The following is a 25,672-nucleotide window of genomic DNA, read 5'->3' on the forward strand; positions in this document are numbered from 1 at the left end:
TTACAGACGCTGGCACGGCAGCGTGTAACCTGTCAAACGAACCGAGGAGGTTAGATGCAACTGGTCGACGACTCACCCGCCGACGAGGCGTTCCTGCTCGAGCTGCTGAACACGACACCGATCGCCGACCGCGCTCAGCGGGACCTGCTGGACGGCGAACCCGGCAGAGCCTGGCTACGGGAACGGGGCGGCGATGGATCGGCCGCCGAACAGGGCGCGACCCGCGCCGCCCGCGACGCGCTCCAGGCGGTCGCTCGCGGGGACGAGGGTGCACAGTCGCTGGCACCACTGCTGTCCGACCTGCGCCTGGCGCCCTCGATCGAGGACGAGGGCATCAGCTGGAGCCTCACCGACGTGCCGCCGGCCCGCGCCCTGGCCGTCCGGGCACTGCTGACCTGGGATGCCGTGTGCCGCACCAGCCCCGGGCGGCTGCGGCCCTGCGCGAACGACGAGTGCGCGCTGTTCCTCATCGACCACAGCAAGCCCAACCGGGCCCGCTGGTGCTCGATGGCCACGTGCGGCAACCGGATGAAGGCCCGCCGGCACCACGAGCGCACCCGCGCCGAGGCATCCGCCGCCGAGTCCGGAGGCTGACGGCCGAGCTGGTCAGCGCCGCGAGCCAGTGACCCGCAGGCCGTCGAGCGCGGCGACCAGGATCGGCCGCGAGTAGTCGGGGTCGCCGTGGATCGCGCTGACCGCGATCACCATGTCGAGCACCTGCTCCAGCGTCAGGTCGCCCCGGATCTCGCCGGCCTCCTGCGCCGCGGCGAGCAACGGCCGGCCGGCGGCCATCACCCGCTCCCGGCTCCGGTCCAGCACCGGACCGGGGCCCTCGGCCTGGGCGAGCAGCTCGGCGGCGATCTCGTGCTTGCTGGCGAAGAAGCCCACGAAGTGGTCGACCCAGGAGAGGAACCGGTCGCTGGGCGACCCGTCGACCGAGGCAGCGGCCGCGCAGACGGCGTCCACCTGGTCGGTGTAGAGCGCCTCCAGGAGGTCCCGCCGTCCGGGGAAGTTGCGGTACAGCGTGGCCATCCCGACGCCGGCGCGGCGAGCGACCTCGGCCATCGACAGCGGGGCGCCCGGCTCGGCGAACCCGGTTCGCGCGGCGGCGAGGATCCGCTCGCGGTTGCGCTCGGCGTCGGCACGTCTGGCAGGCATGACTTCCTAAGTGGAGAGGCTATCCGGTACGGTAGGTGGACAGCCTGTCCACATCGGACGGATCGTACCCACCGCGAGGAGCACACCGTGGAACAGCGACCCCTGGGCCGGACCGGCATGTCCGTCAGCCAGCTCTGCCTCGGCGCGATGATGTTCGGCGCCGTCGGCAACCCCGACCACGACGAGGGCGTGCGGATCGTCCACCGCGCCCTCGACGCCGGCATCACCTTCATCGACACCGCCGACGTCTACTCCGGCGGGGAGTCCGAGGCCGTCGTCGGCAAGGCGCTGGCCGGCGGCCGGCGCGACGACGTCGTCCTGGCCACCAAGGTCGGCCTGCCGTTCGGGCAGGACCCCAACCAGCGCGGCATGTCCCGGCGCTGGATCACCGAGGCCGTGGAGAACTCGCTGCGCCGCCTGGGCACCGACTGGATCGACCTCTACCAGCTGCACCGCCTCGACCCGGACACCGACGTCGACGAGGCGCTGGGCGCGCTGTCCGACCTGGTGCACGCCGGCAAGATCCGCGCCTTCGGTGCCTCGACGGTGCCGGCGTCGGAGATCGTCGAGGCCCAGTGGACCGCCGAGCGACGCGGCCGCGAGCGGTTCCGCACCGAGCAGCCGCCGTACTCGGTGCTCACCCGCGCCGTCGAGGTCGACGTCCTGCCCACGGCCCAGCGGTACGGGATGGGCGTGCTCAGCTACAGCCCGCTGGCCGGCGGCTGGCTGTCGGGCAAGTACCGGAAGGGCCAGGAGGTCAGCGGGCCGGGCTCGGTCGGTCGCGCCCAGCGGTTCCCCGGCGTCTTCGACGCGGCGAACCCGGCCAACGCCGCCAAGCTCGACGCCGCCGACGCCCTGGGCGCGCTCGCCGACGAGGCCGGGCTGACCCTGGTGCAGCTGGCCATCGGGTTCGTCGTCCGGCACCCGGCGGTGACCTCGGCGATCGTCGGGCCGCGCACGATGGACCACCTGGAGTCCTACCTGGCCGCCGACGGCGTCGAGCTGTCCAGCGACGTCCTCGACCGGATCGACGAGATCGTCCCGCCCGGGCACACGATCAACGTCGCGGACAACATGTGGATGACACCCGCGCTGACCCCGGCGGCCCGCCGCCGGTAGCGGTCCCGCGGCCCGGGCCGGCGACCTCGCCGGCCCGGGTCAGTCGAGGACGGCGGTGACCTCGAGCTCGACCAGGAAGTCGGGGTCGAACAGCACCGACACCCCGATCATCGACCCGGGCGCGGCGGAGGTGGCGCCCAGCTGCGCCGCCGCCCGGGCCACCCCGTCGAGGAAGGCGGGCATCTTGTCCAGCGTCCAGTCGACGACATAGAAGGTCAGCTTGGTGACGTCGGCGAAGGTGGCGCCGACCTCGGCCAGCGCAGTGCCCGCGTTGAGGTAGGCCTGCTCGACCTGGGCGGCGAAGTCGCCGACGCCCACCTTCTCCCCCGCCGCGTCGACGGCGACCTGGCCGGCGACGAAGACCAGCCGCGAGCCGGTCGCCACCGAGACCTGGTGGTACATGTCGGTCGTGGGCAACCCTGCGGGGTTCACCAGGGTGATGGACATGCTGACTCCTCGTTCACGGACGCCCGGGCGCTCCGGGCTGCGCTGAACATAGCATCGCTATGCCATGTAGTGTTCCGGCCATGGCCCGCCCGAAGGACCCGGCGGTCCGCACCCAGCTGATCGAGCGGGCCGCCGCGATGCTCCGGGCGCGCGAGCCGATCACGCTGCGCTCCCTGATCGCCGGCACCGGCGTCTCGACGATGGCCGTCTACACGCACTTCGGCGGGATGGACGGCCTGTGGCAGGGGCTGCGCCAGGAGGGCTTCACCCGGCTGGGCGCCCGACTCACGACCGTGCCGGTGTCCGACGACCCGGTGCGCGACCTCACCGCCCTGGCCGCGGCCTACCTGGACAACGCCCTCACCCACCCCGACCTCTACCGGGTGATGTTCGACGCCAGCGTCGACCTGGAGGACCTGCCGGCCGCCGACGCCACCCTGGAGCACCTGGTCCAGGCCGCGCGCCGGGGCCGGGACGTCGGACGGTTCCGCACGGACGTCGTCCCGCTGGACCTGGCGATCCAGAGCTGGGCCATCGGCCACGGACTGGTCTCCCTGGTCGCCACCGGACCGCTCCCGCGGGAGACCCTCGACCACGGCCCGCTCCTGCTCGGCGCGCTGTTCACCGCCTGTGGCGACGACCCCGACCGCTGCCGCGGCTCCGTCGAGCAGGGCTGGCACCGCCCGGCCCCGGACGACGAGCGGTCACGCCCGGCCTGACGCCGACGTGCGCGCGGAGGTCCAGCCCTGCGCACGGAGCCGGTCGAAGCCGTCCAGCAGCAGGTCGAGGGCGAACTCGAACTCGAACTGCTCGTCACAGCCGGCGCCCACGCCGGACAGGTCGCCGCCGGTCGCCGCCACGGCGATCTCCAGGATGTGCGGGTAGTCCGCCGCGAACTGCGCGGCCAGCGCCTGCTGCTCCTCCGCCGACGGCGGCGCGGCATCGGCGGCGGGCGGCTCGTCGAACAGCTCGGGGCTGAACCCCCAGATCCGGTTGCCCAGCGCGTGCATCACGTGGTGGGTCAGGTCGGCGGAGTACCCGCCGCGGCGGAACGCGCCGGCCAGCGAGTCCATGTAGCCGAGCACCGTCGGCGTCCGGTGCGTGCGCGACTCGATCGCCTGCCGGGCCCACGGGTGCCGCAGCACCGCGCGCCGCGCCGACAGCACCCGAGCGCGGACGGCTGCCTGCCAGTCCAGCGCCGGGTCCGCCGGCTCGATCTCGCCGAGGACGACGTCGACCATCCCGTCGAGCAGCTGGTCCTTGTTCGCCACGTGCTTGTACAGCGCCATCGGGACGACGCCGAGCTCCTGGGCCAGCCGCCGCATGCTCACCGCGTCGATGCCCACCGCGTCCGCCAGCTCCACTGCGGCGCGCAGCACGCGATCGGTGCTCAGCGGCGCTCGCCGCCCCGGAGGAGCCATGAGCGGAACCTACCTCGTTGACAGGTGTACGTCGTACACCTAGCTTTCTCCGTCGTAGGTGTACGCCGTACACCAACCGACAGGAGGCCAGACGATGAGCAGGTACCGAGGCAATGCCACCGCGGCTGGGTGGTTCTTCGTCGTGGCGGCCGTGGCCGCGATCGCCGGACTGGCGCTGTACCAACCAGCACTCGGCGACCCGGCCTACGTGCTGGGTGCCGGCTCCGACGGCCGGGTGCTGCTCGGCGGCTTCCTCGAGGTGGTCCTCGCCGCCTCGTGCATCGGCACCGCCGTGGCGCTCTACCCGGTGGTCAAGCGGGAGAGCGAGAGCGTGGCGCTCGGCTACGTCTGTGGCCGGCTGCTCGAGGCCGCCGTCATCACCACCGGCATCGCGGCGACCCTGTCGCTGGTCACCCTCCGCGGCGCCGGAAGCAGCACCGAGGTCGCCCGGGCGCTGATCGCAGTGCACGACTGGACGTTCCTGCTCGGCCCGGGCCTCGTCATCGGCGTCAACAGCCTGCTGCTCGCCTGGCTGATGCACCGCTCCCGACTGGTCCCCCGCTGGATCGCCGTCCTCGGGCTGATCGGTGGTCCACTCGTGTTCGTCTCGTCGACCGCGGTGCTGTTCGGACTGTACGAGGACACGAGCCCCTGGCGCTTCGTCGCCGCCATCCCGGTCACCGCCTGGGAGATGAGCCTCGCCGTCCGGCTGATCGCGAAGGGCTTCACCCGCCCGGTCGACCGCGGGCCACTCCCTCACGCCGGCGCGCTCACCACCGCCTGACCAAGGAACTGTGAAGTTGCTTCACGGTGAAGTAGCGTCACGGTATGCCCGACGGCGTGCACGTCTTCGACCGCCTGCTGGAGATCGCCCTGCTCATCCAGCAGGACATGTCCCGAGAACTGGGGCCGGCCGGCCTGACCGCAGCTCGGACGCACCTGCTCTGGGAGGTGCACCACCGCGGGCCGTCCACGCAACAGGCCCTGGCCGCGGCCCTGCAGGTCAGCCCGCGGAACGTGACCGGGCTGGTCGACGCCGTGGAGAAGGGTGGGTTCGCCCGCCGCGAACCGCACCCCACCGACCGGCGGGCCACCCTGGTGACGCTGACCGAACAGGGCACCCGGGCGATGGCGGACATGGTCGCGAGCCGGGGGCAGATCGCCGCGCACCTGGTCTCCGACTTCGACACCGCTCAGCTCCAGCGGTTCACCGCCGACCTGGACGCCGTGACCGCGCGACTGCACGAGCTCATGGACGACGGGAGCCCGATGTGACCGCCGTCGTCGTCCCCCGTCGGACCGGGCGGCAGCTCGTCGCCCACCTGGCCCGCCGCGCGATCGCGATGGAGATCGGCGTATGGCAGAGCCTCCACCGGTTCCTGTTCCGCCGTCCGCGGGTGCCGGCCGGCGCGGTCGCGTTCACCTACCACCGCGCGGTGCTGCCGCTGATCGTCACCTTCATCGTGCTGTCGGTCCTCGAACTGGTCGTCGTCGACCTGGTCGTCCACCGCTGGCCGGTCGTGCGCGTGCCGCTGCTGGTCCTCGGCATCTGGGGCGTGACCTGGATGCTCGGCTTCCTCGCAGCCCTGGTGACCCGGCCGCACTCGGTCGGCCCCGACGGCATCCACGCCCGGTACTCCACCGACGTGGACGTCGCCCTGCCGTGGTCCGCGATCACCGCGGTGACCCGGCGGCTCGACACCCGGGCGGAGAAGGCCCCGCGGCTCACCCGCGACGCCGCCGGCGCGGTCACCCTGCACCTCTGGATGCAGGACCGGACCAACGTCGACGTCGAACTCGACCAGCCGGTCAGCGTGCGGCTCCCGGAAGGCACGACGACGGTGCACCGGATCGGCCTCTTCGCCGACGACCCGGCAGCCTTCCTGGCGGCGGTCCGGCAGCAATGCTGACCCCGACGCCGACGGCCGGGAGCCGGCGAACCGGTTCCCGGCCGTCGCCGGTGGACTGCCGTCACTGCACCGGGCGCCGCCTGCTCAGCACCCAGCCCGCGAGCAGCGAGGCGACCACCCAGCCGCCCAGCGTCAGCAGCGAGGCCACCTCGGCGTCGCCGCGGGCGAACCGGAGCACCGCTTGCTGCGGGTCGACGGCGTCGGCGACCCGCGTGTCCCAGGCCCGGATGATCTGCACCAGCCCGAGCACGGTCAGGTAGAGGCCGGTCAGCGCGGCCGGGGTGTTCGCGGTCGCGGCGCCGACCCCCACCCCGATCAGCGCGAACGCCGCCCCGGCGCCCACCGCGGTCAGCGCGGCCTGGGCGGCGCCGTCCCAGGACACGCTCGGGTCGGCCAGCACGGCCAGGATCAGCCACGACGCCCCCATCGAGAGGGCGGTCAGGGCCGCGCCGAGCAGCGCCGTCGCGACGGCCTTCGCCGCGAGCACCCGGCCGCGCTGCGGCGCCAGCAGGTAGGTGGTCTGTGCGGTCCGGTGCGTCCACTCGCCGGCGGTGCTCAGCACCCCCATGGCGAGCAGCAACAGCCCCGTCATGATGCCCACCACGGCGAACGGGCCGGCCACGGAGGGGAAGGCGTCGTCGCTGGCCTCCAGCAGACCCATCCCGACCGGTCCGGCCAGCACCCCGGCGAGGGCGAGCATCCGGCCGGAGCGGGTGGTCAGGGTCTTGCGTACCTCGAGGCCGACGAGCGTCGGCAGCGAGGCGCGGGTCGGACGGACGGCGGGCCGTACCGGAGCAGCAGTGTCGAGGGTCGTGGTCATGTCGGGGCTCCTCAGTGCTCAGCGGGGGTGGGGGCAGCTCCGGAGTTCTCCGTGAGCTGGAAGAACAGGTCCTCGAGGCCGCGCTGCACGGGATGCAGGTCGATCAGCGCGACCCCGGCCTCGGCGGCGACGGCGCCGATGGTGGCTGGCTCGGCACCGTCCACGACCAGCACGCCATCGGCCTGGCGTTCCACGTGGAACTCCCGGGCCCGCAGCGCGTCGGCCAGCCCGCGGGGGTCGACCGACCGGACCGCGGTGCCGCTGGCGCCCAGCAACGAGCCGACCGGCCCGTCGGCGACGATCCGCCCGCCACCGATCACCAGCAGCCGGTCGACGGTGTGCTCGACCTCGCCGAGCAGGTGCGAGGAGAGCAGCACCGTGCCGCCGTTCGCCGCGTAGCTGCGCAGCAGTGCCCGCAACCAGCGGATGCCCTCCGGGTCCAGGCCGTTGGCCGGCTCGTCGAACACCAGCACCGGTGGGACGGTGAGCAGCGCGCCGGCGATGCCGAGCCGCTGCCGCATCCCCAACGAGTAACCGCCCACCGGCCGGCGGGCGGCGTCGGCGAGGCCGACGAGCTCCAGCACCTCGTCGACCCGGCGGGAGTCGACGCCGACGGCGAGGGCGTGCAGCCCCAGGTGCGCCCGGCCGGTACGCCCGGGGTGCACGGCCGAGGCGTCGAGCAGGGTGCCGACGACGGCGCCCGGGTTGGGCAGGTCGGCGTAGGGCCGGCCGTCGATCGTCGCCGTGCCCGCGGTCGCCGGGATCAGCCCGGTCATCATCCGCATCGTGGTGGTCTTGCCGGCGCCGTTCGGGCCGAGGAAGCCGGTCACCGTGCCGGGCTCGAGGGTGAAGCTGACGTCGTCGACGACGGTGCGTGCGCCGTAGCGCTTGGTCAGTCCGCTGACCGAGATCATGGGTGCCTCCGGGGTTCGGTGTGGTGTCCCCAATCTGCGGTGGACCCCCTGGTCAGCGCGTCGGCCGGAGGCCGCCACCTCGCGCACCGGACGGTGCGACCCGGTCATCCGGAAGAGGACGTCGGCAGTCGCCCCGCGGGTGACCCGCAGCTCGCCGGACACGACCTACGCTCCGACCCATGGGGGTCCGCGAGCGCATCTGGCCGGGACTCACCACCCGCGGCATCGCGCTGGAGGCCGGCCTCGCCGGGCTGGCCGTGGTGATGATCGTCAGCGGTTTCGGCACCCTCGCGGCCCCGTCGCTGGACCTGGGCGCCGTCGCCGTGGCCACCTCGCTGATGGCCCTCGGGTTGTTCCTCTTCCGCCGCACCCAACCCGCGGTCCCCTTCGCGGTGTGCGCCGTGTCGGCCGTGCTCGGCTTCTCCCCCACCGGGCCCTGGCTGCTGGCCAGCTACGCCGTCGGCCGCTACAGCAACTCGTGGTGGGTCCGGGGCGGGGTGGGGACGGGTGGGGCCGTGGCGATCGCCGTCACCGCCGACCCGGTCACGGTCGGGGGTTGGACGATCGTCGCCGCCGCCACCGGGGCGATCGTCGCCCTCCCCGCCGCCCTGGGGATCTGGCAGCGCACCCGCGAGCAGTTGCTGGGGGTCCTGCGCGAGCGCGCCGAGCGGGCCGAGGCCGAGCGGGAGCTGCTCGCCCGCGACGCCGTCCTCTTCGAGCGGACCCGGATCGCCCGGGAGATGCACGACGCCGTCGGGCACCGGGTGAGCCTGATGGTGCTGCAGGCCGGCGCGATCGAGCTGGCCGCCCGCGACGCCGACCGGGTCGAGCAGCTCGCCGGGCAGGTGCAGACCGCAGGGCGGCGCGCGCTGGTCGAGCTGCGTCAGATGGTCGGCGTGCTCCGCGCCGGGGACGTCGACGAGGACGCACCCCTGGGCCCGCAGCCGGGCCTGGAGGACCTGCCCCGGCTGGTCGACCAGGCGCGCGAGGCGGGCATGGACGTCGCCCTGACCGGCGTCGCCGACGTCCCCGTCGACCCCGTGGTGGGCCGGGCCACCTACCGGATCGCCCAGGAGGCGCTGACCAACGCCGGCAAGCACGCCCCCGGCGCCCGGGTGCAGGTGAGCGTGGAGCACCGCCCCGAGGAGCTGCACCTGCGGGTGGTCAACGGCGCACCGACCCGCCCGCCACAGCCGGTGCCCGGTGACGGGTACGGCCTGGTGGGCTTGGGTGAGCGGGTGCGCACCCTCGGCGGCCGGCTCACGGCCGAGCCCCGGTTGGACGGCGGTTTCGTGGTCGAGGCGGTGCTGCCGGCATGACCGGTGACCCGGTCCGGGTGCTGCTCGTGGACGACGAGGAACTGGTGCGCTTCGGCCTGCGCACGGTGCTGGAGTCCTCCGGCGGCTTCGAGGTCGTCGGTGAGGCGGGGGACGGCGCCGCCGGTGTGCGGGCGGCGCGGGAGCTGCGGCCCGACGTCGTGCTGATCGACGTCCGGATGCCGGTGCTGGACGGGCTCGCGGCGACCGAGCAGATCCTGGCCCTGCCCCAGCCGCCGCAGGTCGCCGTGCTCACCACCTTCCACCAGGACGAGTACGTCCACGCCGCGCTCGCCGCCGGCGCGGCCGGCTTCCTGCTCAAGGACACCCCACCCCGGCAGATCGCCGCCGCGGTGCGGGCGGTCGCCGACGGGACGGCGACGCTGTCCCCGGCGGTCACCACGACGCTGATCGACTCCTACGTGCGCCGCCGGTCCGCGCCCCGGCGGGCCGAGGCGCTGCGCCGGGTCGAGACGCTGACGGACCGGGAGCGGGAGGTGCTGGCACTGCTGGGCCGCGGCGACTCGAACGCCGAGGTGGCCGGGCGGCTGTTCGTCAGCGAGGCCACGGTCAAGACCTACGTGTCCCGGCTGCTCACCAAGCTGGACCTGGCCAACCGCACCCAGGCGGCGATCCTCGCCCACGAGGCCGGGCTGCTGGAGGACTGAGCCGTCGGCCGGAGATCACCAGAACGCCGTGACGAACCGGTTCCGGCGCGGCCCGGGGCTGCCGATGAGGTGGACATGAGCATCCACGCGGCTGCCGAGCACACCGCCACGGACGTGCAGGCCATCGAGGAGATGGCCACCGCCGTCCTGGCGTCCATCGCGCGCATCCACGCCGACGGCCTGGCCGCCGTCGCCACCATCGCGGAGGACCCGGCATCGGTCCGGATGTCCCTGCCCGAGGCGGCAACCCCGGTGGCGGCCCCGGTGGCCGAGCCGGTCGTCGAGCCGGTCGTCGACATCGCGCCCGCGGAGGCCGAGCCGGAGCCCGAGCCGGTCCAGCTGATCCGTGCCGCGCCGCCGCTGCCGCCCCGCGGCCGGCACCTGGCCGAGGCCCTGACCGACCAGCTCCCCGCCCAGCACGCCGCCTGACCGGCGGACACCACTGCCCTGGGATCAGGCGACAGTGATCTCGCCGGCCGGGACCTCCACGTGGTGGCCGAGGGCGGTGAGCGCGGCGGCCTGGTCGGCGGGCAGCGCCAGCCCCTCCACGAAGCCCTCGGGGTTCGGCACGACCTCGCCGGTGAAGGACACCCGGTCGCCCGGGCTGACGTCCACCGGGGACTCACCCGGCGCGGTCAGCTGCACCCAGATGCGGACCTCCTCGGTGCCGATCCAGAAGCCCTCGTCGTTGGGGACGGCGAACACCGGGACCTGCGTGGCCACCGCGGGCTCGTCGGGCAGCCCGGCCAGCGCGGTCTGGGGGTCGGCCTCGGTCAACAACTGCGGGATCCCCACGTCACCGGCGACGAAGGCACCCGGCGCGACGGCGCCCACGGCACCGGCCTCCGCCGGCTCCTCCTCCTCGAGGAAGTCGGCCTCGTCCTGGGTGACCCCCGCGTTCTCCCCGAGGGCCTCGGCCTCCTCGTTGTAGATCTCGACCGCGGTGACGCCGTCCTCCCCCTCCGCGCCGCACCCGGTGAGGACCAGGGCGAGCGCGGCCGCACCGGTGACCGGCACCGAGACGAGCCGGCTGCGCCGACCCGGACGGGCGGCGGACGAGCGGAACGGGGTGGAGGTGCGCATGACGATCTCCTCACCGGGCCGCGACGGGCCCAGGACGTCGTGTCTCGGCTGGTGGCGGTCGTCATTCCCCGTGTGGGCGGCCCGCAACACGGTGAGTGCCCACCGGATCGGCTCCCGCACGACGCCGGCGTCGACCGTCACCGGATCGAGACCTGGCAGGCCCGGGTGCCGCAGCCGCCCGGACCCGCCGTCAGGCCTGGGCGGCCGCCGCACCCAGTGAGAGCAGGGCGTCGTCCACCCGGTCCAGCGCGGCCGGCGTCGTCGTCGCGTGCACGCTCAGCCGCACCCGCTCGCCGTGCCGGGTGCAGGTGACCCCGGCCCGGCCCAGCGCAGCGTGCAGCTCCGCGCCGTCCACGCCCGGCACCCGGAACGCCACGATCCCGGCCCGCTCCGCCGGCTCCCGGGACGACGTCACCACCACGCCGCGCCGGTCCAGCAGCTCCAGCAGCTCGTCGACCCGTGCAGCGATCCGGCCGGCGACGGCGCCCACCCCGGCGGACTCCAGCAGCTCCAGCCCCGCAGCCAGGCACGCCTGCGCCACCGGGCTGGTGTTGGTGGTGCCGAACCGGGCCGCGCCGGCCGCCAGCGGGTGCTCCACGCCGTCGTAGTCGGTGGCGTCCTGCACCGCAGTCCAGCCGGCCAGCAGCGGGTCCAGCCGCTCCAGCGCCCGGTCGGACACCGCGACCACCCCGGTGCTCCAGCCGCTGCGCAGCCACTTCTGCCCACCGGCGACCAGCACGTCGGCCACCGTCCAGTCGACGTCGACCGCGCCGAGACCCTGGATCGCGTCGACGACCAGCAGCCGCTCCCCCAGCACCTCGCGCAGGCCGGGCAGGTCGGCCCGGAAGCCGGTGGCGAAGTCGACCGCGCTGACCACCAGCGCCGCGGCGTCCGGGGCAGCGCGGACGGCGTCCGGCGTCACCGGCCCGGCCGGCAGCGGGACGACGTCCAGCCGCCCGGCCGACTCCGCCCGCCACCAGGGGTAGAGGTTGGCCGGGAACTCCGCCGGGCTGACCAGCACCGGCCCGCGCACCGCGAACGCCGCCTGGAACAGGCCGGCCGAGGTGCTCGGTGAGTAGGCGACGTTGCCCGGCGGGAAGCCGAGCAGCCGGGACGCCGCGGCCAGCGCCCGGCCCTCGGCGCCCATCAGCTCGTCGACGGTGCCCAGCCCCGCGGCCGACACCGCGGCCAGCGCCGCGGTGCCGGCCTCGACCACCGGCCGGGAGGGCGGGCCGACCCGGGCGAAGTCCAGGTAGCCCTCCTCCTCGGCGAAGGCGGACAGGTAGGCAGGGTTCACGCGGTCACCCGGGCCAGGAACGCACGGGTGCGCTCGTGCTGCGGCGCGCCGATCACCTGCTCCGGCGGCCCCTCCTCGACCACCACCCCGCCGGCCATGAAGACGACGTGGTCGGCGACCTCGCGGGCGAAGGAGATCTCGTGGGTCACGACGATCATCGTCATCCCCTCCCGCGCCAGCTCGGTCATCACCGCCAGCACCTCCCCGACCAGCTCGGGGTCCAGCGCGCTCGTCGGCTCGTCGAACAGCAGCAGCTTGGGCCGCATCGCCAGCGCCCGGGCGATCGCCACCCGCTGCTGCTGCCCACCGGAGAGCCGGTCGGGGTAGGTGTCGACCTTGTCGCCGAGCCCCACCCGCTCCAGCAGCTCCCGGGCGTAGGCCTCCGCCTCCCGCCGCGAGACCCCGCGCACCTGCACCGGCCCCTCGGTCACGTTGGCCAGCACGGTGCGGTGCGGGAACAGGTTGAACCGCTGGAACACCATGCCGATCTCCGCACGCTGCCGGGCGACGTCCTTCTCGCGCAGCTCGTGCAGCCGGTCGCCGTCGTGCCGGAAGCCGATCGGCACGCCGTCCACCCAGATCTCGCCGCCGTCGGCGGCCTCGAGGTGGTTCACGCAGCGCAGCAGCGTGCTCTTGCCCGCACCCGAGGCCCCGAGCAGGACGACGACCTGCCCGCGCCGCACCGTCAGGTCGACGCCGCGGAGCACCTCGAGCGACCCGTAGTGCTTGCGCAGCCCGCGGGCCCGGACGAGCACCTCGCCCTGGGCGGCACCCTCGCCCATCGCGGCGCTCACCGGGAGCCCCGCATGAACGGCGGGGTGCGCAGCGAGCCGCCGACCTTGGCCCACACCGACCCGCGGGTGCCCGTGGGCCGGATCGAGGCGTTGTAGTGCCGTTCCAGGTAGTACTGCCCGACGTTGGCCACGCTCACCACCACCATGTACCAGACGGCCACGGCCAGCAGCGTCTCCATGACCGCGAGGCTGCGGCTGGAGAGCGCGTTGGCGGCGTGGATGAGCTCGGTGAAGCCGATGACCGAGGCGATCGACGTCCCCTTGAGCATGTTGATGAAGTCGTTGCCGGTCGGCGGGATGATCACCCGCATCGCCTGCGGCAGCACGACCCGGCTCAGCACCTTCGCCGGCGACATCCCGACCGACTTGGCCGCCTCGGTCTGCCCCCGGTCGACGCTGGTCAGCCCGGCCCGGACGATCTCGGCCATGTAGGCGCTCTCGTTGAGCCCCAGCCCGAGCAGCGCGGCCAGGAAGCCGGTCATGATCACGTTCGCCGGCTGGTCGAGCAGGTAGGCGTCGGTGAACGGGATCGGGATGGAGAACGTCGGGAAGACCAGCGCGATGTTGTACCAGAGCAGGATCTGCAGCAGCACCGGCAGACCGCGGAACACCCAGATGTAGGCCCAGGAGACCCAGCGCAGCACCGGGTTGGCCGAGGTGCGCATCAGCGCCACCACCGTGCCGATGACGATCGCCCCGGCCTGGGCGATCACCGCCAGCACGATGGTGTCGACCAGCCCCTCCAGGATCACGTCCTGGGTCAGCAGCGCCGGGATGCTGGCGTAGTCGATGTCGCCCCGCGAGATCGCCTGGAACAGCAACCCCAGCACGGCGAGGACGGCCAGCCCGGCGACCACGCGCCCCCAGTGCCGGATCCGCACCTGGGGCAGCAGCTCGCCGTCCCCCGGTGCGTCGACCGGCCTGGTCAGCGCCGCGCCGGCGCGGTCAGCCACCGTTGACGGTCGCCTGGTCGACCGCGCCGGAGGTGACGTCCCACGCCTCGAGGATCTCGTCGTAGGTGCCGTCGTCGATCAGCGACTGCAGCGCCTGCTGGATGGCGTCGCGCAGCGCGGCGTCGTCCTTGCTGAGCCCGATGCCGTACGGGCCGCCGTTGATCGGGTCCTGGTCGACGGTCTCGAAGTACTCACCGTCGCCGGCGGTCTGGGAGATGTAGACCGCGGTGGGCAGGTCGTTGAGGATCGCGTCGACCCGGCCGGTGCGCAGCTGCGTCTGGTTCTGCGAGTCGCTCGGGGTCGCGGTGACCGCCAGCGGCTCCTCGCCGTTCGCCTCGCACTCGGCGGACTGCTCGGCGGCGAAGTCCTCCTGCGTCGTCCCCTGGACGACGGCGATCGCCTGGCCGCACAGGTCGGAGCTGGCCTCGATCCCGGCGGGGTTGCCCTTCTGCACCATGATCGTGATGCCCGACTCGAAGTAGTCGACGAAGTCGATCGACTCCTGCCGCTCCGCGGTGTCGTTCATCCCGGCGATCGTGGCGTCGACCCGGCCGGTCTGCAGGCCGGTGATCAGCGAGTCGAAGGCCATGTCGGAGTACTCGACGTCCAGGCCCAGCTTGTTGCCGATCGCGGTGATGATGTCGACCTCGAAGCCGACCGGGGTCGACCCGTCCTCGGCGTAGAAGTTGTTCGGCGGCGACTGCACGTTCGACCCGATGGACAGCGAGGCCAGGTCCGCCGGCAGACCCTCGGCCAGTGCGGCGTCCTCGCTGACGCCGCCGACGATGTCGCTGGTGTCGGGCACCGCGGAGTCGGTGGAGCCCTCGGCGGCCGGCTCGGCGGCCGCCGACTCGTCGTCGCCCCCACCGCAGCCGGCCAGCAGCAGGGCGGTGGTGAGCGCGACCGGGACGGCGGCGCGGACGGAGAGGCGGGTGCGGGACATGGGCTGCTCCTGGAGGTCGGGACGGGCGGTCATCGGTCGTTCCTGACGGGTGGTGCGGACGCGCCGTCCGGCGGCGGACTGGACCGCCGGACGACGAGACGGGTGGGGACGACGACCGAGCGGGGCGGCAGGGTCGGCGTGGCGAGCCGCTCGAACAGCAGGTCGACCGCGGCCGAGCCGATGCCGGCGGCGTCCTGGGCGACCGTGGTGAGCGGTGGGTCGAGGAGGTCGGCGAGGTCGAGCTCGTCGAAGCCGACGTGCGCGGGGCGCGGGCCGGTGCGCGCGTGCAGGTGGTGCAGCAGGGCGACGCTGGCCCGGTTGTTGCCGGTCACCACGGCGGTGACCCCGGCCGCGGCCCAGCCGGACACCGCGGCGGCGATGCGCTCGGGGGTCAGCGCGCCGAGGGACACCAGGCCCTCGGTGCGGAGGCCGCGCTCGGCGCAGGCGGCGAGGAAGCCGTCGCGGCGCTGGCGGGAGGTCCAGAACCGCTCGTCGTCGCCCAGGTAGGCGATCGACCGGTGCCCGCGCTCGGCCAGGTGGTGCACGGCCGAGGCGATGCCGCCGGCGTTGTCCGACAGCACCTCGTCGGTGCTGTGGTCGGCGCTGGGCCGGTCGAGCAGCACCGCCGGGACGTCGGGCGGCAGGTTGGCGGTGAGCACCTCGTCGCCGACCAGGTTCGGTGCGATGAGCAGGCCGTCGACCCGGCGGGCGGCGAAGGCCTGCACCAGCCGGCCGGCGCGCTCGGCGTCCCCGTCGGCGGAGCCGGTGAGCAGCAGGTACCCGTGCTCGCGGGCCCGGCGCTCCACGCCCGCGGTGAGCGCGGCGTAGAACGGGCCGGCGAGGTCCTCGAGGACCAGGCCGATGCTCGCGGTGCTGGTGCCCCGGCGCAGGTGACTGGCGCCGTCGTGCCGGCGGAAGCCCAGCTCGGCGATCGCCCGCTGCACCCGCTCGATCGTCTCGGGACGGACGCCGGGCTCGGCGTTGACCACCCGGCTGACGGTCTTCTGCGAGGTGCCGGCGGCGCGGGCGACGTCGACCATCGTGGGCAGCCGGCCGAGCGTCCGACCAGCGCCCGGACCTGCGTCGACGTCCGATGACAACGTAGTCATCGGCTCGTCGGGTGGGCCCGATGACAACGTAGTCATGCGGGGGATCGTCGGGGTGACGACGACCACATGTCAAGGGGCTGAACGGTCCGCAACGGTTCCGTGACCGCGCGGACGCTCAGCCTGCCGTTGTGCGCTGGTCGTCGGTCCGCCGCCCGGGAAGCGACGATCAGCGCACAACGGCGCCACCCTGGCGGGGGTCAGGTCCGGGGCAGGGGTCGGCCGTCGGGGAGGGTGCGGCCGCTCAGCAGGGCGACCAGGTGGCCGCTGTCCGCGCGGACGACCTCGCCGTCCCCCCAGCTCCAGGCGGTGTCCGCGGCCTCCACGCGGAGGCCGGTCAGGTCGATCCCGAAGTACGCACCGTCCGCCGCGGTGAGCTGGTCGAGGACGGCGAGCACGCCCTCGACCGGTGCCACAGGCGGCTCGCCGAGCGCGACGGTCACGTCGAGGGAGTGGATGACGGCGTGGCTGAGTGCACCGACCGCACCACCGCCCGGGGGTTGCCAGCCGTGCAGCGTCGAGGAGCGCAGCGCAGCCAGGAGCTCGGCGGCGGGCAGGGACGCGTCCCGGGCCGCCACGGTGTCGGAGAGCCGGGTGAAGTCCCCGCCGGCCGCCGCCATCTCGGCACCGAACTGCTCGGCCGACAGCCGCGCCGGCATGGTCACGTGGGCCACCACGTGCCGGACCCGCCAGCCCGCGCAGAGCGAGGGGGCGTCCCAGGCCCCGGCCGGCCCGTCGGCCAGCAGGTCGGCGAGCCCGTCGTACGTCCTCGCCGCCCAGGACTGCAGGTCATGCGCGCTCCCGGTCATCTCGATGCCTTCCCTCGCCCACGCTCGGTGGACGCCCGTCCGGGCGCCTCACCTACGAAGACGTCCGCCGGCGCCGGGACTCATCGCCCACGGCGCCGGCGGAGAGCTCAGCTCTGGCTGAGCTGCAGGGTCGGGTAGTCGGTGTAGCCCTCGGCACCCGCGGCGTAGAACGTGGCCGGGTTCGGCTCGTTCTCCGCGTGCTCGCCGGCCCAGCGCGCGACCAGGTCGGGGTTGGCGATGACCGCGCGGCCGACCGCCACGGCGTCGGCGTGCGCGGCCTCGATCAGCTGCACCGCCTCGGCGCGGGTGGTCACGGTCCCGAAGCCGCTGTTGGCGATCAGCGGGCCGGCGAAGCGGCGGCGGAGCTCCTGGACGAGCTCGCCGGCCGGCTCGGCGTGCAGCACCGACAGGTAGGCCAGGCCCAGCGGACGGAGCGCGTCGAGCAGTGCGCCGTAGGTGGCCCGGACGTCGTCCGGGTCGGTCTCCAGCACGTCCTGGATGTTGTGGGCGGGCGAGATCCGCAGACCGACCTTGCCCGCACCGATGGCCTCGGCGACCGCGGTGACGACCTCGACCACGAACCGGGCGCGGTTCTCCGGGGAGCCGCCGTAGACGTCGTCCCGCTGATTGGAGGCGGGCGACAGGAACTCGTGCAGCAGGTAGCCGTTGGCGCCGTGGACCTCCACGCCGTCCAGGCCGGCGGCGACGGCGCGCTTCGACGCGGCGACGATGTCGGCCACCGTGGCGCGTGCCTCCTCCGTGGTCAGCGCGTGCGGGACCGGGTAGGCCGCCTTGCCCTTGGGGGTGTGCGCCTCGCCCTGGATGGCGATGGCCGACGGGGCGACGATCCGGTCGGTGCCGGCGATGTCGGTGTGGGAGACCCGGCCACCGTGCATCACCTGCATGACGATGCGACCGCCGCGGGCGTGCACCTCCTCGGCGACGCGCCGCCAGCCGGCCTCCTGCTCGTCGTCGGCGATCCCCGGCTGGCCGGGGTAGGCGCGCGACTCGGCGTTCGGGTAGGTGCCCTCGGTGATGATCAGGCCGACACCGGCCCGCTGCGCGTAGTGCTCGACCACCAGGTCACCGGGGACGCCGGCGGCACCGGAGCGCATGCGGGTCAGCGGCGCCATGACGACGCGGTTGGCGAGCTCGAGGTCGCCGAGCGTGACGGGGGAGAACAGGTCCATGCCAGGCGGAAGGTCGTCGCGAGCGGCGACCATTCCCCACTGCGTTGTGCATCACTGGTCTCGGAACACCACCGGTGCCGGATGCGCTGCGGGGGCACCGCCCTCCGCCGGTCGCTCAGTCGCTGTGCCGGGCGCCCACCACGGCGACCGCCAGGAGGCCGCCGAGCAGCCAGAACGCCGCAGAGACGCCGGCCGTCCCGGCCAGCAGACCGGCCGCCGCCGGGGTGCCGACCAGCCCGACCCGGTTGCCCACCAGCCGCAGCGCCAACGCGGTGCCGCGGGCGTCGTCGGGGACGGCCCGGATGATCAGCGTCATCAGCAGCGGCTGGCCCACGCCGAGCAGGAACCCGATCAGCGCCAGCAGTGCCCCGAGCGCCCAGACGTTGCCGGTGGCCGGGAGGAACGCCACGGCGATGCCCGAGCCGACGGTGCTCAGCACCACCAGCCGGGCCCGGCCGACCCGGACCAGCAGCCGCTGCACCAGCACCCGTGAGGCCACGGTGGCGCCGGCGCGGACGCTGAGCAGCACCCCGACCACCGCCGGGGAGATGCCGCGGTTCTCCCCGAGCAGCGGCAGGTAGGCGGTCAGCAGGTCGACCGCGGCAGCCAGCACCAGGCTGGCGAAGATCCCGGAGCGCACCGCCGGTCGGCCGAGCAGCCCGAAGGCCGACGTCCGGCCGGTCGGCCGGGCCGCGGCCGCCGGGAACCGCCGACCGCTGGCCAGCCACCAGGACGCCGGCAGCGCGAGCGCGCACAGCGCGGCGGAGAGCACCAGCGCGCGGGCGGTGCCGGTGGACAGCTCCCCCGGCGCGGTGGCCAGCACCGCTCCAGCCAGCGCCGGCCCGACCAGCTGCCCGGCCGAGACGACCGCGGTGAACAGCCCGAAGCCGGAGTCCAGCCGGTCACCGGGCAGCCGGGCGACGACGTTCTCCCCGCCGACGATGCAGCCGAGGTTGCCCAGGCCGAGGACCACGTTGCCCAGCGCCACGGCCGGCAACGAGCCGCTGGTGGCCAGCAGCACGCAGCCGACCACCAGCAGCACCACGCCGCTGACCAGGATGGGCTCCGGCCGCCAGCGGTCGGCCGCCCGGCCCAGGGGCAACGCCACCACCATCGGCAGCAGCGCGAATGCCGCGGTGAGCAGGCCGATCTCAGTGGCCCCGGCGCCCAGGTCGATCGCCCGGTAGGCGGAGACCGGCCGGGCGACCGCGATGGCCGCCTGGATCAGCACCATCACGCCCAGCAGCTGGAACAGCCACCGCGGCGCCCGCCCCGGAAGGGCGTCGGTCATCGCCCCCGCCCTGGGCCCGGCCCTGTCGGCCCCGTCCCCGGTCCCGCCCCGAGCTCGCGCAGGGTGGGGAGGACGGGGCCCGCCATCAGTGGGACAGTCGCCGGCCGGTGCTGGTGGAGAAGACGTGCTCCTCGCCGGGCCGGATGCTCAGCCACACGTCGCCGCCCTTGGCCGGTGGGCGCCGCGCGTCGACGCGGGCCACGATCTGCGCGGTGTCGCCGCCGTGCAGGTGCTCGGCCAGCTGCTCGTCGGCGATCGTGGCGTAGACGAAGGCGTCGGAGCCCAGCTCCTCGACCAGGTCGACCTTGACCTTGAAGCCCTGCCCGGGCTCGGCCAGCTCCAGCGCCTCGGGCCGGAACCCGAGCGTGACGGACTGGTCCGCACCGGCAGCTGTCAGGGTCTCCCGCGGGAGCTCGACCCGGATGTCCCCGAGCCGGGCGCCACCGTCGACCAGCGGCACCTCGGCCAGGTTCATCGCCGGGGAGCCGATGAAGCCCGCGACGAAGACGTTGGCCGGGCGGTCGTACATCTCCCGGGGGCTGGCGACCTGCTGGAGGACGCCGTCCTTGAGCACCGCGACCCGGTCGCCCATGGTCATCGCCTCGACCTGGTCGTGGGTGACGTAGACGGTGGTGATGCCCAGCCGGCGCTGCAGCGAGGCGATCTGGGTGCGGGTCTGCACCCGGAGCTTGGCGTCCAGGTTGGACAGCGGCTCGTCCATCAGGAAGACCTGCGGCTTGCGCACGATCGCCCGGCCCATCGCCACGCGCTGGCGCTGCCCACCGGAGAGCGCCTTCGGCTTGCGGTCCAGGTACGGCTCCAGGTCGAGCAGCTTGGCCGCATCGACGACCCGGGAGCGGCGCTCCTCCTTGCCCATCCCGGCGATCTTCAGCGCGAAGCCCATGTTGTCGGCGACGCTCATGTGCGGGTAGAGCGCGTAGTTCTGGAACACCATCGCGATGTCCCGGTCCTTCGGCTCGACGTCGGTGACGTCCTTGTCCCCGATCCGGATCGCGCCGCCGTCGACCTCCTCCAGGCCGGCGAGCATCCGCAGCGAGGTGGACTTCCCGCAGCCGGAGGGGCCGACGAGGACCAGGAACTCACCGTCCTCGATCTGCAGCTCGAGCTGGTCGACCGCCGGCTTGTCGCTGCCGGGGTAGAGCCGGGTCGCCTTGTCGTAGGTGACCGATGCCATGGGGGAGCTCCCTCGCTCGTGCGCTGTCGCGCCTGTGACTGCCGTCACCGTACGGCAAGCGCTTTCCGCGATCAATGGTGTGGTGCACGCGCCGGCGGCTCAGCCGTCCAGCGCCTCCATCCGGTCGGTGGCGAAGACCAGCCCGTGGCCGGGCGCCGTCTGCGCCCGGAGCACGCCGTCGGCGATGGTCACCCCGCTGGGCTGGGCGAGTGCGCCCAGCGCCGCGAACGAGGCGTCCTCGACGTCCTCGACCATGGTGGTCAGCGGCAGGCACATCGCCAGCTGCCCGGACACGTCCGGCAGCAGGTGCGGCGCCACCGGCACGCTCGCCGCCGCCGCGAGCTGGGCGATCCGGAGGAACGGGGTGATCCCGCCGACCCGCACCACGTTGGGCTGGACCACGTCCGCCGCTCCGGAAGCCAGCAGCGCGCGGTACTGGAACGCGGTGTAGACGTTCTCCCCCACCGCGATCGGCACGCCCAGCCCGGCGTCGTGCAGCCGGCCCAGCGCCGTCAGGTCGTCGGCGACCAGCGGCTCCTCCACCCAGTACAGGTCGTAGCGGGCCATCGCCCGGACCGCGCGCATCGCCGTCGGCAGGTCCCAGCGCTGGTTGGCGTCGACCATCAGCCGGCGGTGCGGCCCGAGCGCCGCGCGTACGGCGGCCACCCGCTCGACGTCCTCGGCCAGGTCGGGGCGGCCCACTTTGATCTTCACCGCGGTGCAGCCGTCGGCGACCCAGCGTTCGGTCTGCGCGACCAGCTCCTCGAGGGAGTAGTGGAAGTTGACCCCGCTGCCGTAGACGGCGACCGAGTCGCGCCGGCGGCCCAGGTGGTCGACCAGGCTCTGCCCGGCGGCCTTGGCCGCGAGGTCCCACAGCGCGGTGTCGACGGCGGCGATCGCCATCGTGGTCAGCCCGCCGCCGCCCGCCTCGTGCAGGTGCCACCAGAGCCGGTCCCAGACGACGCCGGGCTCCACCGGCCCACCGACGACCATCGGGGCGACGTCGTGGTCGACCAGCGACTGCAGCGCGCGGGCCCCGATCGACGGCGTCCAGCTGAACCCGGTGCCGGTGCGGCCGTCGCTGGTCTCCAGCTCGGTGACCAGCAGGTGCAGCGCGGGCACGTCGGCGCCCCACGGCCGGGACAGCGGCAGCCGGAACAGCCGGCTGGACAGCCCGGTGACCGTGCTCATCGCAGCTCCGTGCGCCAGCTGCGCGACGCCGTCCAGCCCAGCAGCCGCTCCGCCTTGGCGGTGCTGAACGCCGGGCTCGTGCCGGTCAGGCCGGCGGCGAGCTCCGGGGCGACCCCGGAGAACTCCGGGAGCAGCTCGGCCAGCGGCGCCTCGGCCAGCGCGTCCTGGGCGCCGACGAAGAAGACCTCGCCGTTGGGCACCTCGCCGGCCTTGCCCAGCAGGGTGTCCAGGAAGTCCGCGCAGTCACGGGCGTCGACGTAGTTGAACAGCGAGACCGCGCCGTGCCGCGGGTCGGCGATCCGCTCGCGCACCGTGTGCCCCTGCTGGGTCGGCGCCCCCGCCCACTCCTCCGGCGCGATGACGAAGCACGGCCGGAACGCCGCCAGCCGCACCCGGTCGCCGTACTGGGCGGCGAACATCCGCATGGTCTGCTCGGCGGCCAGCTTGGAGAGCCCGTAGGCGTTCCACGGCCGCGCCGGGTGCTCCTCGTCCAGCGGCAGGTACCGCGGCGCCCAGCCGGCCGGGCTGCCGTAGCCCATGACGGTGGGGCTGCTGGCCGTGACCACGGTGCCGACACCGAGATCGATGGCGGACTGCAGCACGTTGTAGGCCAGCGCGGTGTTGGTGGCGTGGATGACCGACTCGGGCCGGCTGAACGGGACGGCGATCGCCGCCAGGTGGACGACGGCGTCCGGCCGGTACCGGGCCATCACCCCGTAGGCCTGGCCGAGGTCGGTCAGGTCGGCCGGGAACGTCGCGGCGGCCTTCTCCAGCGGCGCGGCGGTGACGTCGACCGAGACCACCTCGTGGCCGGCGTCGGCCAGCCCGTCCACGACGCTGCGGCCGAGCCGGCCGGCGCCCCCGGTCACCAGCACCCTCATGCGGGCACCCCGTCCGCCAGCACGACGTCCAGGTAGCGCTGCTTCACCGTCTCCACGACCTCGGCCTTGGGCTGGGCCCAGACGTCGGCGTTGAAGATCTCCACCTCGACGTCCCCGGTCCAGCCCGCCGCCTCGACCGCGGCCACGAACGGCGGGAAGTCGATCACCCCGTCGCCCATGTAGCCGCGGGCCATCAGCGCGTCGGCCGGGATGGGCATGAGGAAGTCGCAGACCTGGAAGGAGGCGATCCGGTCACCGGCCCGGGCGATCGACGCCCAGACCTCCGGGTCCCACCAGAGGTGGAAGGTGTCGACGACCACGCCCACCTGCGCCGACGGGAAGGGCGCCGCCAGGTCGAGGGCCTGGGCGAGGGTGGAGAGCACGGCCCGGTCGGCGCAGTACATCGGGTGCAGCGCCTCCAGGGACAGCCGCACGCCCCGCTCGCCGGCGTAGGGGACCAGCTCGGCCAGCGCCTGGGCCACCCGCTCCCGGGCGCCGACCAGGTCGCGGGAGCCTGCGGGCAGGCCGCCGACCACCATGACCAGCGATTCGGCGCCCAGGGTGGCGGCCTCGTCGATCGCCCGCCGGTTGTCCGCGAGCGCCGTGGCCCGGGCGACCGGGTCGGTCGCGGTGAGGAACCCGCCGCGGCAGTGCGAGGTGACCCGCAGGCCGGCGTCCCGGATCAGCTTCGCGGACCGCTCCAGGCCGAACTCGGCGACCGGCTCGCGCCAGGTGCCGAGCGCGGAGAGCCCCGCCGCGGCCACCCCGTCGACGAAGTCGGGCATCGACCAGCCCTCGACCGTCTTGTGGTTGATCGACAGCCTGGCCAGCCGCGGGTCGGCGGTCACTGGGCCACCCCCACGGTCGACAGGTACGTGCTCATCCGCCCGGCGGCGAGCTCCGGGTCAGGCAGCAGCCCGGCGGCGTCGGCCAGCCGGAAGACCTCGGCCAGGTGGACCGGGCTGCGCGAGCTCTCCAGCCCGCCGACCATCCGGAAGCCCTGCTGGTGGCCGGCCAGCCAGGCCAGGAAGACGATGCCGGTCTTGTAGTAGTACGTGGGCGTGCCGAACAGGTGCCGGGACAGCGCCACGGTCGGCTCGAGCAGCCGGTCGTAGGTGGCCAGGTCCCCGCGGTCCAGCGCCTGCAGGGCGGTGGAGGCGGCCGGGGCGATCGCGTCGAAGATGCCCAGCAGGGCGTGCGAGTACGACTCGCCGTCCCCGCGCACCAGGGTCGGGTAGTTGAAGTCGTCGCCGGTGTAGAGCCGGACGCCGTCGGGCAGCCGGCGACGCATGTCCACCTCGTGCGCCTCGTCGAGCATGGAGACCTTGATGCCGTCGACCTTGGCGCTGTGGTCGGCGATCACCTGCAGCACGGTGTCGGTGGCCTCGGTCAGCTGCGCCGAGCCCCAGTAGCCGGCCAGCGCCGGGTCGAACATGGGGCCGAGCCAGTGCAGGACCACCGGCCGGGACACCTGCTCGAGCAGCCGGGCGTAGACCTTGGCGTAGTCGTCGGCGCTACGGGCCACCCGGGCCAGCTGCCGGCTGGCCATGATGATCACGTTCGCGCCGGCGCCCTCGACCACCTCGATCTGCTCGAGGTAGGCGGCCAGCACCTCGTCGGTGCTGGCCAGGTCGGCCGGCGCCTGGTCGGTGCCCGCGCCGCAGGCCAGCAGCCCGCCGCAGGCCTGGGCCTCGGCGGCCGAGCGGCGGATCAGCTCGGCGGTGGTGCTCCAGGGCATGCCCATGCCGCGCTGGGCGGTGTCCATCGCGTCGGCGACGCCCAGGCCGTAGGACCACAGGTGCCGGCGGAAGGCGAGCGTCGCCTCCCAGTCGACGTCCACCGGCGCGCCGGCGGTGTTGTCGCCGAACGGGTCGGCCACCACGTGCGCCGCGGCGTAGGCGGTGCGGCTGGTCAGCGGGCCGTCGGGGCGGGTGAAGGCGCCGGGCTCGCCGAGCCGGTGCTCGGCGACCGTGCCGCCGGCCCGGGGCAGCCGGACGGTCGGGCCGCTCACACCGTCACCTCGGGGATCTCGATGCGGCGCCCCTCGGCCGAGGACTGCAGGCCCAGTTCGGCCACCTGCACGCCGCGGGCACCGGCGAGGAAGTCGTAGGCGTGCGGGGCGTCCTCCAGCACGTGGCGGAGGAACTGCTCCCACTGCGCCCGGAAGCCGTTGTCCAGGTCGGCGTTGTCCGGCACGACCTGCCACTGGTCCCGGAACCGCTCGGTGACCGGGAGGTCGGGGTTCCAGACCGGCTTCGGGGTGGTGGCCCGGTGCTGGATCTTGCACTCGCGCAGCCCGGCGACGGCGCTGCCCTCGGTGCCGTCGACCTGGAACTCGACCAGCTCGTCGCGGTAGACCCGCACCGCCCAGGAGGAGTTGATCTGCGCGATCACGCCGCCGGGCAGCTCGAAGATGCCGTAGGCGGCGTCGTCGGCGGTGGCCGGGTAGGGCTGCCCGTGCTCGTCGATCCGGGTGGGGATGTGGGTGACCGCCTTGGCGGTGACCGCCTCCGGCCGGCCGAAGAGGTTCTCCAGCACGTAGGACCAGTGGCAGAACATGTCGACGACGATGCCGCCGCCGTCCTCCTTGCGGTAGTTCCAGCTGGGCCGCTGGGCCTCCTGCCAGTCGCCCTCGAACACCCAGTAGCCGAACTCGCCGCGCACCGACAGGATCTGGCCGAAGAAGCCGCCGTCGATCAGCCGCTTCAGCTTGACCAGGCCCGGCAGGTAGAGCTTGTCGTGGACGACGCCGTTCTTGACCCCGGCCTCGGCGGCCAGCCGGGCCAGCTCCAGGGCGCCCTCGAGGGACTCCGCGGTCGGCTTCTCGGTGTAGATGTGCTTGCCGGCGGCGATCGCCGCCTTGATCGACTTCTCCCGCGCCTGGGTCACCTGGGCGTCGAAGTAGATCGGTGCGGAGTCGTCCCGCAGCGCCTCGTCCAGGTCCGTCGTCCACCGCTCGATGCCGTGCTGGGCGGCGAGCTCGGCCAGCTTGCGCTCGTTGCGGCCCACCAGGATCGGCTCGGGCACGACCCGGCGGCCGTCGGCGAGCTGCAGCCCACCGGCGTCCCGGATCGCGAGGATGGACCGGACCAGGTGCTGGCGGTAGCCCATCCGGCCGGTGACGCCGTTCATGATGATGCCGATCGAGCTGTCCACGGTGCTTGCC

29 protein-coding genes are annotated in these 25,672 nt (G+C 74.0%); 9 read left to right on the forward strand and 20 right to left on the reverse strand.

Annotation, left to right across the window (positions count from 1 at the left end; translation table 11 throughout):
- Positions 1-54 precede the first annotated feature (54 nt).
- Complete coding sequence (locus O2W15_RS04585) at positions 55-594, forward strand: CGNR zinc finger domain-containing protein (protein WP_269178543.1); 540 nt, start codon at positions 55-57, stop codon at positions 592-594.
- A 12-nt stretch (positions 595-606) separates the two neighbouring features.
- On the opposite strand, the gene O2W15_RS04590 is transcribed toward O2W15_RS04585, so the two are convergent.
- Positions 607-1,158, reverse strand: a complete 552-nt coding sequence (locus tag O2W15_RS04590; protein ID WP_269163912.1) for a TetR/AcrR family transcriptional regulator — start codon at positions 1,156-1,158, stop codon at positions 607-609.
- Positions 1,159-1,245: 87 nt separating this feature from the next.
- Between O2W15_RS04590 and O2W15_RS04595 the strand changes: the two genes are divergently transcribed.
- Positions 1,246-2,277, forward strand: a complete 1,032-nt coding sequence (locus tag O2W15_RS04595; protein ID WP_269178544.1) for an aldo/keto reductase — start codon at positions 1,246-1,248, stop codon at positions 2,275-2,277.
- Positions 2,278-2,316: 39 nt separating this feature from the next.
- Here the strand turns inward: O2W15_RS04595 and O2W15_RS04600 are convergent, their stop codons facing one another.
- Positions 2,317-2,724: a RidA family protein gene (locus tag O2W15_RS04600; RefSeq protein WP_269178545.1), complete on the reverse strand. Its 408-nt coding sequence runs from the start codon at positions 2,722-2,724 to the stop codon at positions 2,317-2,319.
- An 80-nt stretch (positions 2,725-2,804) separates the two neighbouring features.
- Between O2W15_RS04600 and O2W15_RS04605 the strand changes: the two genes are divergently transcribed.
- Positions 2,805-3,443 carry a TetR/AcrR family transcriptional regulator gene (locus O2W15_RS04605; protein WP_269178546.1) on the forward strand — a complete coding sequence of 213 codons (639 nt, stop codon included), beginning with the start codon at positions 2,805-2,807 and terminating at the stop codon, positions 3,441-3,443.
- Here O2W15_RS04605 and O2W15_RS04610 read toward each other — a convergent pair.
- On the reverse strand, positions 3,429-4,145 hold the full coding sequence (locus O2W15_RS04610; RefSeq protein ID WP_269178547.1) for a TetR/AcrR family transcriptional regulator: 717 nt from the start codon (positions 4,143-4,145) through the stop codon (positions 3,429-3,431). The genes O2W15_RS04605 and O2W15_RS04610 overlap by 15 nt on opposite strands.
- A gap of 94 nt (positions 4,146-4,239) precedes the next feature.
- On the opposite strand from O2W15_RS04610, the gene O2W15_RS04615 reads away from it, so the two are divergent.
- The 3 genes from O2W15_RS04615 to O2W15_RS04625 are packed head-to-tail and all read left to right on the forward strand — an operon-like array spanning position 4,240 to position 6,055.
- A complete protein-coding gene (locus O2W15_RS04615; RefSeq protein WP_269178548.1) occupies positions 4,240-4,929 on the forward strand; it encodes a DUF4386 domain-containing protein in 690 nt (229 codons plus the stop codon).
- Between the two features lie 44 nt (positions 4,930-4,973).
- On the forward strand, positions 4,974-5,420 hold the full coding sequence (locus O2W15_RS04620; RefSeq protein WP_269178549.1) for a MarR family winged helix-turn-helix transcriptional regulator: 447 nt from the start codon (positions 4,974-4,976) through the stop codon (positions 5,418-5,420).
- Positions 5,417-6,055 (forward strand): hypothetical protein, encoded by a 639-nt coding sequence (locus tag O2W15_RS04625; RefSeq protein ID WP_269178550.1) that lies wholly within the window; start codon positions 5,417-5,419, stop codon positions 6,053-6,055. The genes O2W15_RS04620 and O2W15_RS04625 overlap by 4 nt, the downstream gene beginning before the upstream one ends.
- A gap of 61 nt (positions 6,056-6,116) precedes the next feature.
- On the opposite strand, the gene O2W15_RS04630 is transcribed toward O2W15_RS04625, so the two are convergent.
- Together O2W15_RS04630 and O2W15_RS04635 are read right to left on the reverse strand one after the other, a co-directional pair.
- A complete protein-coding gene (locus O2W15_RS04630; protein WP_269178551.1) occupies positions 6,117-6,875 on the reverse strand; it encodes a hypothetical protein in 759 nt (252 codons plus the stop codon).
- A gap of 11 nt (positions 6,876-6,886) precedes the next feature.
- Positions 6,887-7,789, reverse strand: coding sequence for an ABC transporter ATP-binding protein (locus tag O2W15_RS04635; protein WP_269178552.1), 903 nt, complete (start codon positions 7,787-7,789; stop codon positions 6,887-6,889).
- A 179-nt stretch (positions 7,790-7,968) separates the two neighbouring features.
- Between O2W15_RS04635 and O2W15_RS04640 the strand changes: the two genes are divergently transcribed.
- From O2W15_RS04640 to O2W15_RS04650, 3 genes are all read left to right on the forward strand, one after another.
- A complete protein-coding gene (locus tag O2W15_RS04640; RefSeq protein ID WP_269178553.1) occupies positions 7,969-9,108 on the forward strand; it encodes a sensor histidine kinase in 1,140 nt (379 codons plus the stop codon).
- Entirely contained in the window at positions 9,105-9,773 is a 669-nt protein-coding gene (locus O2W15_RS04645) for a response regulator transcription factor (protein WP_269163923.1), read from the forward strand. The genes O2W15_RS04640 and O2W15_RS04645 overlap by 4 nt, the downstream gene beginning before the upstream one ends.
- 75 nt (positions 9,774-9,848) lie before the next feature.
- On the forward strand, positions 9,849-10,202 hold the full coding sequence (locus O2W15_RS04650; RefSeq protein WP_269178554.1) for a hypothetical protein: 354 nt from the start codon (positions 9,849-9,851) through the stop codon (positions 10,200-10,202).
- A gap of 24 nt (positions 10,203-10,226) precedes the next feature.
- On the opposite strand, the gene O2W15_RS04655 is transcribed toward O2W15_RS04650, so the two are convergent.
- From O2W15_RS04655 to O2W15_RS04725, 15 genes are all read right to left on the reverse strand, one after another.
- Complete coding sequence (locus tag O2W15_RS04655) at positions 10,227-10,856, reverse strand: hypothetical protein (RefSeq protein WP_269178555.1); 630 nt, start codon at positions 10,854-10,856, stop codon at positions 10,227-10,229.
- A 190-nt stretch (positions 10,857-11,046) separates the two neighbouring features.
- On the reverse strand, positions 11,047-12,153 hold the full coding sequence (locus tag O2W15_RS04660; RefSeq protein ID WP_269178556.1) for an aminotransferase class V-fold PLP-dependent enzyme: 1,107 nt from the start codon (positions 12,151-12,153) through the stop codon (positions 11,047-11,049).
- Positions 12,150-12,947, reverse strand: a complete 798-nt coding sequence (locus O2W15_RS04665; RefSeq protein WP_442928846.1) for an amino acid ABC transporter ATP-binding protein — start codon at positions 12,945-12,947, stop codon at positions 12,150-12,152. The genes O2W15_RS04660 and O2W15_RS04665 overlap by 4 nt, the downstream gene beginning before the upstream one ends.
- Complete coding sequence (locus O2W15_RS04670; RefSeq protein ID WP_269163927.1) at positions 12,944-13,900, reverse strand: amino acid ABC transporter permease; 957 nt, start codon at positions 13,898-13,900, stop codon at positions 12,944-12,946. Before O2W15_RS04670 ends, O2W15_RS04665 begins: the two co-directional genes overlap by 4 nt.
- Positions 13,893-14,876 (reverse strand): ABC transporter substrate-binding protein, encoded by a 984-nt coding sequence (locus O2W15_RS04675; RefSeq protein WP_269178557.1) that lies wholly within the window; start codon positions 14,874-14,876, stop codon positions 13,893-13,895. The genes O2W15_RS04670 and O2W15_RS04675 overlap by 8 nt, the downstream gene beginning before the upstream one ends.
- Positions 14,873-15,883, reverse strand: a complete 1,011-nt coding sequence (locus O2W15_RS04680) for a LacI family DNA-binding transcriptional regulator (RefSeq protein WP_269178558.1) — start codon at positions 15,881-15,883, stop codon at positions 14,873-14,875. Before O2W15_RS04680 ends, O2W15_RS04675 begins: the two co-directional genes overlap by 4 nt.
- 266 nt (positions 15,884-16,149) lie before the next feature.
- A complete protein-coding gene (locus tag O2W15_RS04685) occupies positions 16,150-16,758 on the reverse strand; it encodes a maleylpyruvate isomerase family mycothiol-dependent enzyme (protein ID WP_269178559.1) in 609 nt (202 codons plus the stop codon).
- A 107-nt stretch (positions 16,759-16,865) separates the two neighbouring features.
- Complete coding sequence (locus tag O2W15_RS04690; protein ID WP_269178560.1) at positions 16,866-17,948, reverse strand: alkene reductase; 1,083 nt, start codon at positions 17,946-17,948, stop codon at positions 16,866-16,868.
- Positions 17,949-18,063: 115 nt separating this feature from the next.
- Complete coding sequence (locus tag O2W15_RS04695) at positions 18,064-19,239, reverse strand: MFS transporter (RefSeq protein WP_269178561.1); 1,176 nt, start codon at positions 19,237-19,239, stop codon at positions 18,064-18,066.
- 85 nt (positions 19,240-19,324) lie between these two features.
- Complete coding sequence (locus O2W15_RS04700) at positions 19,325-20,434, reverse strand: ABC transporter ATP-binding protein (RefSeq protein ID WP_269178562.1); 1,110 nt, start codon at positions 20,432-20,434, stop codon at positions 19,325-19,327.
- A gap of 99 nt (positions 20,435-20,533) precedes the next feature.
- On the reverse strand, positions 20,534-21,625 hold the full coding sequence (locus O2W15_RS04705) for a mandelate racemase/muconate lactonizing enzyme family protein (protein ID WP_269178563.1): 1,092 nt from the start codon (positions 21,623-21,625) through the stop codon (positions 20,534-20,536).
- Positions 21,622-22,506, reverse strand: a complete 885-nt coding sequence (locus tag O2W15_RS04710) for an NAD-dependent epimerase/dehydratase family protein (protein WP_269178564.1) — start codon at positions 22,504-22,506, stop codon at positions 21,622-21,624. Before O2W15_RS04710 ends, O2W15_RS04705 begins: the two co-directional genes overlap by 4 nt.
- The gene (locus O2W15_RS04715; RefSeq protein WP_269178565.1) at positions 22,503-23,354 is read right to left on the reverse strand and encodes a sugar phosphate isomerase/epimerase family protein; all 852 of its coding nucleotides are present in this window, start codon (positions 23,352-23,354) and stop codon (positions 22,503-22,505) included. Before O2W15_RS04715 ends, O2W15_RS04710 begins: the two co-directional genes overlap by 4 nt.
- Positions 23,351-24,517: a dihydrodipicolinate synthase family protein gene (locus tag O2W15_RS04720; RefSeq protein ID WP_269178566.1), complete on the reverse strand. Its 1,167-nt coding sequence runs from the start codon at positions 24,515-24,517 to the stop codon at positions 23,351-23,353. The genes O2W15_RS04715 and O2W15_RS04720 overlap by 4 nt, the downstream gene beginning before the upstream one ends.
- Positions 24,514-25,662: a Gfo/Idh/MocA family protein gene (locus O2W15_RS04725; RefSeq protein ID WP_269178567.1), complete on the reverse strand. Its 1,149-nt coding sequence runs from the start codon at positions 25,660-25,662 to the stop codon at positions 24,514-24,516. Before O2W15_RS04725 ends, O2W15_RS04720 begins: the two co-directional genes overlap by 4 nt.
- Positions 25,663-25,672 lie beyond the last annotated feature (10 nt).

Origin of the sequence: Modestobacter sp. VKM Ac-2979, assembly GCF_026967995.1 — a bacterium.
GTDB lineage: Bacteria > Actinomycetota > Actinomycetes > Mycobacteriales > Geodermatophilaceae > Modestobacter.